Here is a 13904-nt window from a genome sequence, read left to right as displayed (position 1 = left end):
CCACGTCACCGTCTGAACTACTCAACGGGGTTCGGGTTGCGGCGTGCGGTGCGCACTGCGCGCACCTCAGCAGGGATGCCGCGGGGGGCGGCCGAGCCGGGCGACCTGGGCAAAGTACATGAACGGCTCGGCAGTCATCCCGCAGCCATCAGTAAGGCAAACGCGACGGTGGGCACCCTACGGGGCATGGGCGCCCTCATGGGGGCAGTGGTCGATCCCAACGTGGCGCAGCTGCGGCCGGCCACGGACCGCGAGCGGGCCGTGTTGACGCTACAGCTCGTGGAGGCCCGGCACCGTTCGGAGCGCATCGCAGAGGAGCACGGCTGCCTTTTCCACACCCACGGCCGGCGTCAGGAGTTGGGGAGGCGGCGGAAGCGGTCGTCGTCCTGGTAGCCGACCGCCGGGATGCCCAGGAGGTCGTCCACGCCGGGGAAGCCCTCGCCCGCCTGGAACTGTGCCCCGTGCACGGAGGCGTTCTCCGGCGGGCCCTGGTACATGCCGGTGTGGGCGCTGCCCAGTTCCATGAGGTAGCCGCCGCTCGCCGACGGGCGGCGCCGGTCGTTGGCGACGGCCTGGGTGGCGTAGGTGTTCATGGCGGCGACGCGCTGGTAGAGGGCGGTTGCCGACATCGTGGGGCGGCGGGCCGGGCGGCCGTCGAGGCCCTTGACGCGGATGTTGTGCTCCCGGGCGGCCTCCAGCACGGCTCCCAGTCCGGTCGTGCCCAGGTTCATGTTGCTGTCGTAGCGGGTGACGAATGTCTGCAGGTCGTCGCTCATGGTCCCGCTGGCGAGGTATGCGTCGACGTGTGACTGGTATCCGTCGTCGCGGATGCTCTCCAGGTAGAGGGTGCTCACGCCGGCGGCCCGGATCTCCTCCATGTGCGTGCACAGGAACTGCCAGATGCGTGCCCCGGAGTGGGTGCCGCCGATGGCCACGCCTTCGAACTGCTCCAGCAGTGCGCGCAGGTCGCCCATCGCGTCCTGGGAGTCGGCGCCGGCCAGGGTGTCCTCCACGGTCCGGTGGCGCTGCTGCCGGTCCTCGGCGGTCTCCGTGTACGCATCGCGGGTGGCTCGGGCGTCGCGGCCGAGCTGTGCGTCGCGCGCGTCCTGGCGGTTCCAGTGGCCCCGGGTCTGCGGGTCGGCGCGACCGATGCCCTCCAGCACCTCGTTGCGTCCGGCCGTCAGGGGAACGCCCGGCGCGAGCCTGCGGATGTTGCCCAGGTTGTAGTGGAGCCGTTGGTCGGTTTCCTGAAGAGTCTGCGGGTCCGCGTCGACGGCCACGCGCTGCTTGTTGGCGGCGTCCCGGCTGGGCTGCGGCAGGCTCTGCCATTCGTCCGGCGTCAGCGCGTGCGGAGTGCGGTCGCGGGCCCGGGAGTTGCGGGGGCCGCGGACCCGCAGCGCGGGGCCCGGGGGGTGCTGGTGCAGTTCCTCCTGCTCCATGCGCTGGATGGCAGGTGCGGGGCCCGAGGGCGGTGCCGTGTCCTGGACGGGGGGTGTGTGGCCGCAGTCCGCGGTGTGCGCGTGGCGCTGTTCCTCGATGATGCGGGACACCACCGCGTTCCCGGCGAGGCGCTGGAGTTGCAGCATCGGCTCCGCGGTCGTCGCACCGCCGGACCGGGGCTGCCGCACGGGCTGTGCGGCTCCCGGGCGCTGCGGGCCCTTGCGCTGCTCGTCACCGGTGTGCTGCGCCCGCATGCGGCATCCCCTCTTGCGACATGGACTGGGAACGCCGAGTGTCACTGCTCCGACCTGCTCGGCGGTATGCCCCGAGGGGCAGGCGCGGGTGCAGGCGCCTTGCCCTCGTGTGCAGTGGGAGCCCGGGTAGGGTCGCCTCCTGGCCCCGGGCCGCCTGACGGCCGGTCGCCCGCTCCCCTTTCGCAGCCGGCCCTTGCGTCAGCCCTACGCCTGACCCTCCTGACTCCCGAGCTCTGACCGCGCGCACGGTCGGTCCCTTGCACGCGCCGGGGGCCACGGCGGCGGCGCTGAGGTCCCCCCGCGTCTGCGCGACCCGATTGCGGGGCGGGCCTCGGCATCACCTGCAGAGCCGGTCCTCCCCGGGCAGCCGGCGAGCCGCATTTGTTCGCGGCCCTCTCCCCCTACTTCGTCTCCGGCAGGCGGGAGGCGATCGCTCCCGGGGCCCGGCCCGACTCCTGGGGCCGGGCCTTCGGTGGTTGGTGCCCACCTGCGATCCGCCCCGCCCCGGACACAACACCACGGCTCCGACGTGGTGAGGGAGGGAGAGCGGGCCGTGGTTGAGCGATACTTGGCGCTCACCCCGACCCGCGACGGGACGGGACGCGGGTGCGGGCGACGACGAGGGAGCCGTACATGACCACGGCAAGAGACCTGTTCACCATTGCTCTGGAGCCCCAGCCGGAGCGCTCCGTGGGACAGGGTGACCTGTCCCTGTCCCTCGCGGGCGCCGAACTGGTCGACCTCCTCAGGGCCGGGGCCATCGGCCTGGACGAGGAGCTCATCGTGCCGGGCCCCCGGTTGGACCTGGACGACCGGCTGCTCGTCGCAGCGGCCTCGGCTCTCGTACGGCAGCTGCCGTACGAGAGCGTCGAGGACTGGCTGTGGCGCAGGGGCCGTGACCTGGCAGCGGCCTACCAGGCCGCGTTCGAGGAGGAGGGTCTGCTGGCGCGTGCGCGGCGCGGGCGCCTGAACTTCGGGGCCGAGCGCATGGAGCTTGTCGACACGCCCGCCCGGCGTTCGGCACGAAGCCGCTGGCAGGAGGACGAACCCGTGCTCCGGGCCCTCGCCGCGGCCATCGGCATCCGCCGCGGTGAAGCCCCCCTGGACGATGCCGGCACGAGTGGCGAAGCGGTGACGACCGTGCTGGCTGCGGTCAACGACGCGGTGATGGAACTGGAGGCCGTGCGCCAGCGGCGTTCCATCGAGAACGCGGCCTTCGCCAATGTGTGGCGGGTCCCCTAAGGGCTGTCCCGCAATCCCCGGTGGATCAGCGCGCGGCGTCAGACGCGGTGCATCGCAAGGCGGAGGAGCATGCTGATACTGGGCGTATCCGGGCGTTCCGACAACGCGGCGAGGTGCCGTGGCTGTCGTCGTGCGCCCGCCGGGGATTACGGGACAGCCCTTGGACAGCTGGTCCCCTGGACACCGCGTCACGCCGGCCGCGGGTCGTCTCCGGTGCCGGCGGGGCCTGGGCGAGCCGCCGGCTCCTGCCGGCACGGGTAAGGGTATCCAGCTGCGCCGGGCTGCCGGCGCATGGGGAGTCGAGGGCCGTGTCCATGGTGGTGGGAGACGATCAGGACGGCACCCACCCAGGCGATCACCCCGCTCCAGGCCAGAGGCTCAGACCCGGCCAAGCTGCCTGCCACGAGCATGATGAGCGCGGCCGGCAACATGACCGCCATGAGGAGCTGACGGCAGGCCGCCCACCACATGCGCCGGTCGGCCCGTGCCCGGCCGCCCTCCAGCTCGGCGAGCAGCTGGTCCCATACCGCCGTCTCTTGCGGTGTCAGTTCGTTCCCGGCCACCTGCACCTCCCCTGCTCCCGGTCCCAGGGGTACGGTTGCCCGCCGACGGCCGGACCATTACTCGGCGGACCGGACCTTAGGGCGGGCTGCCCGCGCGCTCGCCCCTTACGCGCGGACGCGGTGTGCCGGCGCGGCCGATGTGGCCGGTGTGGCGAGATGCCCGATGGGGCCGTTGGGGCCGTTGGGGCCGTTGGGGTCGTTGGGGTCGATGGGGGTCGGTCGGTCAGGGCAGGATCTCGACGTACCCGTCGGTGCCGTGCACGCGGATCCGCTGACCGTCCCGGATGAGCCGGGTGGCCCGCTCCACGCCCACGACGGCCGGCAGGCCGTATTCCCGGGCGATGACCGCGCCATGGGTCATCAGGCCCCCCACATCGGTCACCAGGCCCGCGATCCCGACGAACAGCGGCGACCAGCTGGGGTCGGTGAAGGCCGTGACCAGGATGTCGCCCGCTTCGAGATCGGCCTCCGCCATGTCGAGGACGACGCGGGCCCGTCCCTCGACGGTCCCGCCCGAGACCGGTACGCCGACCAGCGCGCCCGCGGGGACGTCGTCCCGGCGGTACGCCCCGGTGAGGGCCTCACCGTCCGAGGTGAGGACCCGGGGCGGGGTGAGCGCGTGGTAGGACCGGAACGCCTCCTTGCGCTGCTGGACGAGCTGCGCCTCGGCCGGCCGGCCGGAGCGCACGACCTCGTGGAGTTCCTGGAAGGTGAGGTAGAAGGCGTCCTCCCGCTCGGCGAGCACACCCGCCCGCACGAGGCGTTCGGCCTCCGCCGTCAGGGCCTGCTTGTAGACGAAGTAGCGGCTGATGATGGCGTACTTGGGATACTCCCGGTACCCGATGAAGGTGCGGACCCGGTGGATCATCCGCTGGGTCTCGTCGGCCTTCCGGTCCCCGTCCGGCAGGGCGCGCAGGCGTGACAGCACGTCCTGTTCCTTCTGTCGGGCCTTCTGCCGCCCCAGCTCGAAACGTCGTCCGGCAGCGCCCGGCTCGAAGTTGCGCACGTGGTCGAGGATCACGGGCACCAGCGTGCTGGGGTGTTCGCGCCAGCGCGGCCTGGTGATGTCGATCTCGCCGACGCAGCGCATGCCGTACCGGTCGAGGTAGGCCTCGATGGCGTCACGCGCCTCGGGCCCGCCCGCGAGCTTCACCAGCTCGTCCAGGAAGCCGTCGTCCCGCACGCCCCGCAGGAACGCCACCACCTCCGGCAGCGGGCGGATGACGTCCGCGACGTCGAGCAGGGCCAGCCCCATCTCCGAGGTGACGTTGCCGGGGGCGGACAGCGTCAGCGTGTCGGCCGCATTCTTCTCTCTCAGCCACTCGCCCAGCTTGTCGTTGAGCCACCGCGTGGCCTCCATGCCCGCCATGATCGCCTGGATGTTCAGCGGATCGCCGAGGATGCGCTTGTGCTCCTCGAAGGCCTCCAGCAGGAAGTCGAACAGCGCCGGTCCGCTCTTCGTCCGGATGTCGCGCTCCAGGGCGGCGAGTGAGACCCGGCTGCGCTCGATGAGGTCGGTGACGACGGCCGGATCGGTCTCGATCGGGTCGGACGCGCCTGCGGGCGGCGGCCCGCCGGGGCCCGGGTCCGGGAGCGACGGTACGAAGTCCCCGCGGTCGAGGACCGTCTGCAGGGCGTCCCGGACCAGCGGATCGCCCTTCCCGAGGGCGTCCAGGAGGGCTGCGCGGCTCGCGGGTGAGGCCAGGCGCGGGGTGACGTCCACGAACAGCCGCCCGCCGGCCTCGTGCATCGGCACCATGGCCGTCAGCTGCCACATGGAGAACCCCAGCGGCTTCAGGGGGTCGGTCATCATCTGCCCGTGGCCGACGGAGACGTAGACGTGGTTGTCCCGGTCGCCGCGCTCCGGGACGGGGAACAGCGTCGTGATCGGCCGGCTCTGCACGATCCGGAAGTCGTCGTCCACCAGGCACCATTCGATGTCCTGGGGGCGGCCGAAGTGCGCCTCGATCCGCCGCCCGAGCTCGACCAGCCGTACGGCCTGCGCATCCGTCAGCGCCGGTTCCTCCTGGCGCTGTGCGTCGATCGCCACTGCGTGCGTGCCACCGCCCGGCAGGGCGGTCAGGGCGCGCTGTTTGGCGGCGATCGCCCGGGCGACGACCTTGCCGTCGCGCACGGTGAAGACGTCCGGGTTCACCAGGCCGGAGACGAGTGCCTCGCCGAGGCCGAATCCGGCGTCCACGGTGGCTACCTTCCGGTTGCCCGTGAGGGGGTCGGCCGTGAAGAGGATGCCGGCCGCGTGCGGGAAGGCCATCCGCTGCACGACCACGGCCATGTGGACCGTGCGGTGGTCGATGCCGCTGCGTTGGCGGTAGGCCACGGCGCGCTCGGTGAACAGCGAGGCCCAGCACCGGCTGATGTGCCGGAGCACCGCCGGCGTGCCCACGACGTTGAGGTACGTGTCCTGCTGGCCTGCGAAGGAGGCCGTCGGCAGGTCCTCCGCCGTCGCGCTGGAGCGCACGGCGTAGGCGGCCCGTGCGCCGGACCGGGCGAGTGCACGGGTGATCGCCGCCGCGAGGTCGTCCGGGACGGCGGTTCCTTCGATGGTCCGGCGGATCTGCGCGCTGAGCGTGCGGGTCGCTTCCCGGTCGTCCGCTGTCACGCGCGACAACCGATCGAGCAGATCGCCGACCGGGGGCGCCTGCTCGATGATCCGCCGGAAGGCCTCCGTCGTCACGCAGAAACCACCCGGCACGCGGACCCCTTCGATGCGCGACAGCGCGCCGAGGTGTGCGCCCTTGCCGCCGACGAGCGCGACCTGGGTCTCGTCCACCTGGTGAAGGTCCCACACGTACTGCTCGTTCACTGCGGTGCCTCCAAGGCGGTCATGGCTCGGGTCGACGATTCTGCGCCCTGGCCGGGGCCTTGCGGCAAGCCCCCGGTCGCGCTATAAGTTGAGAGCGGCAAGGAGAGTGCTCTCCTTGCCTTTGTCGTTTCCGGCCCCCGCGAACCCCGGCCGCCCTGGTGGAACCCGGCCGAGGCCGCGCGGACGAGGCCGACCCGTCGGTCCAGAACATCGGTGGAGCGCGGCCACCAACGGCCGCAGGAGGTCAACAGGCGTTGGCAGCAAGCCATGGAGCGGTACCGGACGCCGTAGCTGCTGGTCATGGAGAGGACCGGACCCAGGGGTCCTGGTGTTCGGCCTCGGGGAATGGTCCGGCGTCGCGGCGGTGTTTTCGGTGGGTACGCCGTTTCCGCCCTGCTGGTAGGAGGATGTCGTGGCACTGTCCCGGACCGAGCGTGAGCAGTTCCTCGCGGAACCCCACATCGCCGCCCTCTCCGTGAGCGCGGGCGATGACCGTGCCCCGTTGACGGTACCGATCTGGTACGACTACTCCCCCGGCGGCGACCTCTGGATCATGACCGGGCGCGATTCCCGCAAGGCCGAACTGATCGCGGCCGCGGGCCGGTTCAGCCTGATGGTCGACCGTGTGGAGCCGACGGTCCGGTACGTGTCGGTCGAGGGCCCGGTCGTCTCCGTCGTGCCAGCCCTGCGCGAGCAGCTGGAGTCGATCTCCGCGCGGTACCTGCCGGCCGACAAGGTGGACGGCTATGTCGACGATGCGTGGAAGAACCACGGTGAGCAGGTCGTGATCCACATGCGTCCGTCGCGGTGGGTGAGTTCTGACCTGGGCCAGGTGTGACCCGGTAGCGCACCCCGATCTCGCCCGTGCCGGCGGAGCCGGTACGGGCACCTACGGCATGAAGTGGTGGTCGCTGCGGCTGTGTCCGCGTACGGGGGCGCCGGGAAGCAGGGCGGGGCTGGTGAGCATCGCCACCGCACCCGCCTCACCGGGCGTGGTCGGTTCGCATCCTTTCGCGGCGCCACCGAGGGCTGGAAGACTCACCGATCGTGACGAACAGCGGACTGTGGGTCGGCATCCTCACCGCACTGACAGCACTCGGAGCCAGCTACATCACCGCGCGGGCGACCTCGCGGGCGGCACTGGCACAGGCCCGGACCACCGCTCTGGCGCAGGCCCTCCGCGAGCAGCGCGACCGGCGCCGGTCCGCCTATCGGGAGTTGATGGCCTGCGCGCACTCGTTCAACGAGGTGGCATGGCTCATCAACGACGCCGATGCGGCCCCTGACCGTGAGAGTGGCGACGCGGTCCTGACGCAGATGTACGAGCGCATCGGTCCGACCATGGGGAACATCAACAAGGCGACCCACGAGGTCCGGCTCGACGGCCCCGTCGAGGTCTCCGACGCGGCGGAACAGGTGCGGCAGACGGCGCGACGTGTGCAGCCGCGGCTCCAGGCACTCATCGGCGCCGTCGGACCCGAGCACAGGCGCGCGTACGACGCCGCGTACGTGGACTTCCGGGACGCGTACGTCACGTTCATAGGACTGGCGAGAGAGGCGTTGGACGTCACGGCGGCGAAGTGTGACCCGTCGCCCGTCCGGGCCGGGGGCGGTCACGGGGCCCGGCCGGGCACGCGTGTCCGGATGTGACAGAACATGGTCATTGCAGACCTGGTGGTGGGACGAAATGATCGGCACATGCAGTCACCGCACAGGGTCGTCATCGCCGCCTTCCCCGGCGCCGAGCTCCTCAACGTCACCGGCCCGGCCGAGGTGTTCTCGGTCGCCACCCGGGTCGCGGGCACCGGCCGGTCCGGCTACACCGTCCGCATCGCGACCGCCGGAGGGGAACCGGTGGCCACCGCCGGCGGGATCCGGCTGATGGCCGACATGACGCTGGAGGAGGTGAACGGCGACGTGGACACCCTCCTGGTGTCCGGGGCGGTCCGCGTGGACGGCCACCAGGTGGAGCCGGTGCTCGACGGCGGGATCATCGACTGGCTGCACCGGGCGGCACCCGGTACCCACCGGGTGGCCTCCGTCTGCGCGGGCGCGCACCTCCTGGCCGCGGCGGGCCTGCTGGACGGCCTGTCCGCCACCACCCACTGGCGGACGGCCGCGCGGCTGGCCTCCGACCATCCGCAGGTCACCGTCGATCCGGACCCGATCTTCATCCGGGAAGGCCGCCTGTGGACCTGCGCGGGCATCGCCTCGGGAATGGACATGGCGCTGGCCATGGTCACCGAGGACCACGGCCCCGGACTCGCCCTGGCCACCGCCCGCACGATGGTCATGTACGTCAAACGCGCCGGCGGGCAAAGCCAATTCAGCGTCCCGCTCACAGTGCCGGCCGACCCGGGCGACCCCATCGACGAGCTGCGCATGTGGATCGGCGAACACCTCACCGAAGACCTGTCCGCCGAGGCCCTGGCCGCACGGCTGCACCTGAGCGTGCGCCACTTCTCCCGGCTGTTCTCCCGGCGCACCGCCACCACCCCGGCCGCCTACGTCGAATCCGTCCGGCTGGAGGCCGCCCGCCGCCTGCTCCAGGACAGCGGCCACGGCCTGCCCGAGGTCGCCGCCCTCAGCGGCCTCGGCTCCGTGGAGAGCCTGCACCGTTCCTTCCGGCGTCGTCTCGGTACCACCCCCGCCGAATACCGGCGCCGCTTCCGCTGAGGGTTGTCCCGCCATCCCCGGTGGACCAGCGCGCGGCGTCAGATGCGGTGCAGCGCAAGGCGGAGGAGCGTCCTGCTACTGGGCGTCTCCGGGCGTTCCGACAACGCGGCCAGGTGCCATAGCTGTCGTCGTGCGACGTCCAGTACGCGGCGAGCTCCTCCGCCTTGCGCAGCACGGCACCGGACAACGCGGCCCCGGCCGACCAGATCCGAAAGAGACGACCCAGGGGCCTTCGCCCCTCCCCCGACCGTCCGCGAACGACCGTGCGACGGAAGACAGTCATGCGTGGCACAGCCCGAGGAGAGAACAGTGTCCCGAACCGAAGTCGTCCCGATCCCGGTCATGGGCCGGCACAACATCAACGCGTACCTGCTGCTGGGCCGCCGGCCCGTCATCGTCGACGCGGGCACACCGGGCAGCGGCCGCAGGATCGCCGACCAGGTCGCCGCGCACGGTGTGGACCCCGCCGACGTCTCGTTGATCGTCGTCACGCACGGCCACATCGACCACTTCGGCTCCGCCGCCGAACTGCACCGCCTAACCGGGGCACCGGTGGCGGGACACGTCGCCGACCTCGGCCCGTTCCGCACGGGCCGGGCCCGCGAACCCTACCTGCCCACCGGGCGGATGGGCCGCCTCATGGCCAGGAACAGGAACCTGCACCTACGAGTCGAACCCTTCGAACCCGGCGTGCTCGTCACCGGCGAGACGGACCTGGAGGACTTCGGGGTCGCGGCACGCATCATGCCCACCCCCGGGCACACCGCCGGATCGGTCTCCGTCCTCACCGGTGAAGGAGACCTCGTCGCAGGCGATCTGATCGCCAACTCCTTCTTCGGCCTCGTACCCGGGCGGCCCGCCAACCCTCCCTTCCACGACGACCCGCTGCTCAACCTCGCCAGCCTGCGCCGGATGCTCGCTCTGAACCCCACCAGACTCCACGTAGGACACGGCACCCCCCTCGAACCCGACCGCGTCCGACGCTGGGCCGCCCGGGAACACCGGCGCCTGACCCGGCTGGAAGCAGCCGGCCGACTCCGCACCCGGACGGACGATGCCAACGCGCTCTGACCAGCCGCCGGCCGCCATCGGTCGAAGACACCGGGAGATTGATACGCGTCAGGAGTCCAGGCCGACCCCGCGGTCCACGGCCATCGCACCACGGCAGGTCGTCGCCGCCGAGCACCCAGTCGTTTCACACCGCTGGGGCCAGCAATCATGAACCCGTCCATCGACCCGCACGCCCAGGGGCCCAACGGCAGCGCCCCATCTGCTCCTCCGTCACATACGGCGGAAGCCTCGTCCTGGTTCGCCTATGACGTGACCCGGTACCTGTGCGCGGCGATGCACACCGACAGCGCGCTCGCCCGCGAAGCCGTTTCGCTGGTCCTACACCAACCTCGCCGCGCTGCAGCCTCCTCGCCCGGCCTGGACCTCGCCTGTGTTCTGAGGCACGCCTTGGCCGCGCGCCGTCTGCAGCGGCGCCGGGACATCGCACTCTCGCTCCTCCTGGCTGTCCTGCTCATCGTGGTAGGCGTTCTGGTGTACCAGTCATCCACGTATGTCGTTCTGCCGTCCGCCTACGGAGTGACCCTGCTCCTGGGCTGTTTCATCGCTTGGATGATTGTGGCTGTCGAGATGTTCTCCACGCACTACAGGGTGATATCTCGACAGCTGAAGCGGGAAAATTTCAACCCCAGAAACGCTCCGCGACCTCGGAACAGAAAGGACGCCGCACGAATCGAAGAGATTGAACTGCGAGACCGCGGCAACGTGGTGATTTCCTCGGGCTTCGACCCCTTCGTCGGACACGGCGGCACCTACAGCAGTTGATCGTTCGCTTTGAACACCGCACGCCCCGAGACGGGCAAACAGATCATCCCGTTCACCATCCACGACCTCAACGAACACGTATATCCCGCCGCACGACCTGTTCGCCGAGGCCTGGCGCGCGGCGCGTCAGCGGGCGCGCGGGGGCGGGTGACGCCCCCGTGCGGTATCCGCTGCCCGCCTGCGCCGCGGCGGGGTCAGCCGAGACGGAGGTGCTGGTGCGTATGGGAGCCGGCGGATGCGGGCAGGTGCCTGTGGTGACGTCGAAATCCGGCCCCGTCACCACACCCGACGGGCGCCACATCATCGTCGGCGGCCGCCGTTGGCGTGCCACCGATCCGACTGTTCCCGACGCGGTCGGCGCTCGTCTGCGTGTCCATTTGATGGCGGCCCGCCGTGCGGTGGCCGCCGCCCGGCGCGCGGAGGACCCGCAGGCCGAGCGCGCCGCCCGCACGCGCGTGCAGACGGCCAAGGAGGCGCTCGGGGAACGCGGCATCCCGTGGTGGGAGCAGAGCACCGAGGAGCGGCGGGCGCGGTGGAGTGCAGGTTTGGCCGCGCTCGACGCGCAGAAGGACACTCCGTGAACAGCGCTTGCTCTGCGATGGGCGTGGACCGAGGCCCTCGTCCCGGTCGAGGGCTCGTCCCCTCAGTGGCGGGGGTTGGCCCGGATGGCTATGCCTCCTCCACCAGCAGCCGCGCGTTGATGGACGGATTGCCGGCCTGTGCGAGCGGGAAGGCCGTGCCGATCTCCTCGGCGTGCCCGGGAACATCGATACGTACGGACAGCGTCCGGTTGAGAAGCCGCTCCTGCGGCATCCTGAAGTCGATGTTGACGATGCCGTGCTCCACGCAGTTCGCGCAGCCCGGCGGATTGATCGGCTGGAAGAAGAAGCGCTGCGCGACCGGCTCATCGTCGGCGAGCAGGGTGACGATGAACGACCCGGGGATGTTGAGCCGGTGGATCCCCTTCACCCGCACCGAGACCGGGCTGGTGCTCCGGAAGGTGAAGGTGCGCGCGGCGTCGATGTTCCCGGACAGGTTCTCCAGCGGGCCTTCCACGGGGCTGAGGAGTTCCAGTCGATCGTAGGTGACTTCGGTTTCGATCGTCTGGTCCGCGGTCGTGCTGTACGGAGGCAGTGCGTTGAACGGCGTCGTCAGCCAGTCGGTGTTCTCCCCCAGCGTGGATCGGAAGCCGGTCAGCGTGGTCGCGGAGACTCGTGTCTGCCAGCTCAGCCAGAGGCGGTCGAGGTTGCAGTGGAAGAACCAGAACACCGGGTCGTAGGAGGCGACTTCAGGTGTGCCCATCGTCGGTCCGATCGATCCGTGGCCACTGTCGTGGGCCTGGATCGAGAAGTCTTGGTAGCCGTTCACGTTGAACGCGCCCCACAGCGACTGGGTCAGCGACGTGGCGATGTCCTCCAGGACCTCGAAGCCCGCGACCCGCTCTGCGATCTCGTCGGCCGGGAAGCGCTGGGTGGTGTACGGGAAGAATCCGGTCACGGGCGGCGACACGGTGGCGCCGGGATCGGACGGGAGAACGTACGCGTCGAACGGTGGCTGCTGCAGGCGCTCCGGCAGCGGCGTCGAGATGTCCCAGTAGGGAATGGTCACCGCCTCACAGCCGGGAACGGAGCGCAAGGCGTCTTCGAACACGCGCAGGTACTCGCGGTGCCAGGGGTTGTAGCGGTCCTGGTGGTGCAAGCACCAGCTGTTCGGTAGGCCGTGGTGCCCGGCCAGGGCGAAATAGCCGGCCGGATCTCCCGCACCCCGGTCCATGAGGCCTCTGAACGCCGTGGCCAGCAGGTCGAATTCGGCATCGCTCAACGTCGTCACGTCTTTACGCAGGCGCGTCGGGGCCTGCCCGTCCGTCGGCGGCTCTGCGGGCGTGGCCGTACCGAGCGGGAATCCGTTGACGATCCAGTTCCTGAACGTCTGCGAGCGTGCGGCGCTCCACTTGCCCCCCGCGTCCGGGGGCATCAGCGAGTTGGGCGGAGCGGTCTGCGCGTGTACCGAGAGCGCGTTGCTCTTCAGTCCCTCGTAGGTGCCGAGTTCGATCCCCTTGGCGGCCATGTGTGCCACGTCTTCGGGCCGGAAGAAGAATCGGATGTCCGCCAGATAAGTCGGCGCTGCAATGACTTGCTCAGCGATCGGGCTGTTTTCGGGCGGGGTCATGATTCCTCCGTTGGCTCCGAACGGGCATTACGGACGACTCGGTTCTGCAGTCGCCGAGAAGTATGCGATACACCCGGCTTTATATGGGTGATCGACACAGGTGCCCGACTCGTTCGGAATTGGTCGCCCAAGTCAATTGTTGAATGTGCGATCTGTGCAATCGATTTGAATGCCGGAAATTCCTCTCGGCACCCCAGGGGAAGTATCGTTTCCCCATCCGTTCCTCTTGTTCGGCCCGATGCCCTTCGTCTTCGCCGGAGTTCCCTCCGGGTCGAACGAGTGGTGGAAGGTGAAGGCGTGCGGCGCGGGGCCCTGGTCATGGAGGTGTTCCAGCCCGGAAACCCCCTCCTGCCAGGTGGGTATCACGCCGTCGGAGACCCACCAGCACACGTACTTCGGGTGAGTGGTCCTTTCGAACCACTCGTGACGCCTGTTCAGCGCCCCGCGGTGCAGACCGGTGTGGACGGCGTCGAAGGCGGGCCGCAGGCCGGTCCAGAGCGAGAGCGTCGTGGCCAGGGCGGTGGTTTCCACCGTACGGCCCTTGCGGTACCAGCGCGGTACGGCGAACTCCCCCCATGCACCCCAGTCCGCATCGAAGAGCACGCCCCGGTCACCGTCTGCCGCTTCGGCACGCGCGAGGTATCCGGGGTGCCGGCTGATCTCCCGGTAGACGGCCTCACCGATGTCATAGAACTCGCGCGTGAGAGGTGCGGGATCGCTGAGAGGTGACTTCAGGACGCCGAATGTGTACAGCGCAAGATGGGGCATGCGTCTCTCCCTGGTCGGGGGTGTCCGGTGCGGACCCTTTCGGCGGCTCATCCCGTCGCGGGTGGCTCAGCCCGAAGGAATTCCTCTGCGACCGTGGGCGATCGCCGAAGACCAGGTGAAGGTAGCCGCCTCTGC

Annotated in this window: 11 protein-coding genes; 7 read left to right on the top strand and 4 right to left on the bottom strand. The window is 70.4% G+C overall.

What is annotated here, in order from left to right; genetic code table 11:
- Window positions 1–350 precede the first annotated feature (350 nt).
- Complete coding sequence (locus AB0F82_RS31080; RefSeq protein WP_362633442.1) at window positions 351–1694, bottom strand: hypothetical protein; 1344 nt, start codon at window positions 1692–1694, stop codon at window positions 351–353.
- A 633-nt stretch (window positions 1695–2327) separates the two neighbouring features.
- On the opposite strand from AB0F82_RS31080, the gene AB0F82_RS31075 reads away from it, so the two are divergent.
- Window positions 2328–2936, top strand: coding sequence for a GPP34 family phosphoprotein (locus AB0F82_RS31075; RefSeq protein WP_362633439.1), 609 nt, complete (start codon window positions 2328–2330; stop codon window positions 2934–2936).
- Between the two features lie 786 nt (window positions 2937–3722).
- Here the strand turns inward: AB0F82_RS31075 and rph are convergent.
- Window positions 3723–6323, bottom strand: coding sequence for a rifamycin-inactivating phosphotransferase (gene rph / locus AB0F82_RS31070; protein ID WP_362633436.1), 2601 nt, complete (start codon window positions 6321–6323; stop codon window positions 3723–3725).
- A gap of 412 nt (window positions 6324–6735) precedes the next feature.
- On the opposite strand from rph, the gene AB0F82_RS31065 reads away from it, so the two are divergent.
- The 6 genes from AB0F82_RS31065 (at window position 6736) to AB0F82_RS31040 (ending at window position 11413) form a co-directional block, all read left to right on the top strand.
- Complete coding sequence (locus AB0F82_RS31065) at window positions 6736–7161, top strand: pyridoxamine 5'-phosphate oxidase family protein (protein WP_362633433.1); 426 nt, start codon at window positions 6736–6738, stop codon at window positions 7159–7161.
- Window positions 7162–7370: 209 nt separating this feature from the next.
- Window positions 7371–7973 carry a hypothetical protein gene (locus AB0F82_RS31060; RefSeq protein WP_362633430.1) on the top strand — a complete coding sequence of 201 codons (603 nt, stop codon included), beginning with the start codon at window positions 7371–7373 and terminating at the stop codon, window positions 7971–7973.
- A 48-nt stretch (window positions 7974–8021) separates the two neighbouring features.
- A complete protein-coding gene (locus AB0F82_RS31055) occupies window positions 8022–8999 on the top strand; it encodes a GlxA family transcriptional regulator (protein WP_362633427.1) in 978 nt (325 codons plus the stop codon).
- Between the two features lie 309 nt (window positions 9000–9308).
- Window positions 9309–10070 carry an MBL fold metallo-hydrolase gene (locus tag AB0F82_RS31050; protein ID WP_362633425.1) on the top strand — a complete coding sequence of 254 codons (762 nt, stop codon included), beginning with the start codon at window positions 9309–9311 and terminating at the stop codon, window positions 10068–10070.
- A gap of 147 nt (window positions 10071–10217) precedes the next feature.
- Entirely contained in the window at window positions 10218–10832 is a 615-nt protein-coding gene (locus AB0F82_RS31045) for a hypothetical protein (protein ID WP_362633422.1), read from the top strand.
- Between the two features lie 251 nt (window positions 10833–11083).
- Window positions 11084–11413, top strand: coding sequence for a hypothetical protein (locus tag AB0F82_RS31040; protein WP_436842200.1), 330 nt, complete (start codon window positions 11084–11086; stop codon window positions 11411–11413).
- An 88-nt stretch (window positions 11414–11501) separates the two neighbouring features.
- Here AB0F82_RS31040 and AB0F82_RS31035 read toward each other — a convergent pair whose 3' ends face one another.
- Together AB0F82_RS31035 and AB0F82_RS31030 are read right to left on the bottom strand one after the other, a co-directional pair.
- Window positions 11502–13001, bottom strand: coding sequence for a tyrosinase family protein (locus tag AB0F82_RS31035; protein WP_362633420.1), 1500 nt, complete (start codon window positions 12999–13001; stop codon window positions 11502–11504).
- Window positions 13002–13133: 132 nt separating this feature from the next.
- A complete protein-coding gene (locus tag AB0F82_RS31030) occupies window positions 13134–13769 on the bottom strand; it encodes a DUF3291 domain-containing protein (protein ID WP_362633417.1) in 636 nt (211 codons plus the stop codon).
- Window positions 13770–13904: the final 135 nt, after the last annotated feature.

Source organism: Streptomyces virginiae (assembly GCF_040638905.1).
GTDB lineage: Bacteria > Actinomycetota > Actinomycetes > Streptomycetales > Streptomycetaceae > Streptomyces > Streptomyces virginiae_B.
The sequence above is the reverse complement of the archived record's forward strand: the minus strand, read 5'-3'. Positions and strand labels throughout refer to the sequence as shown.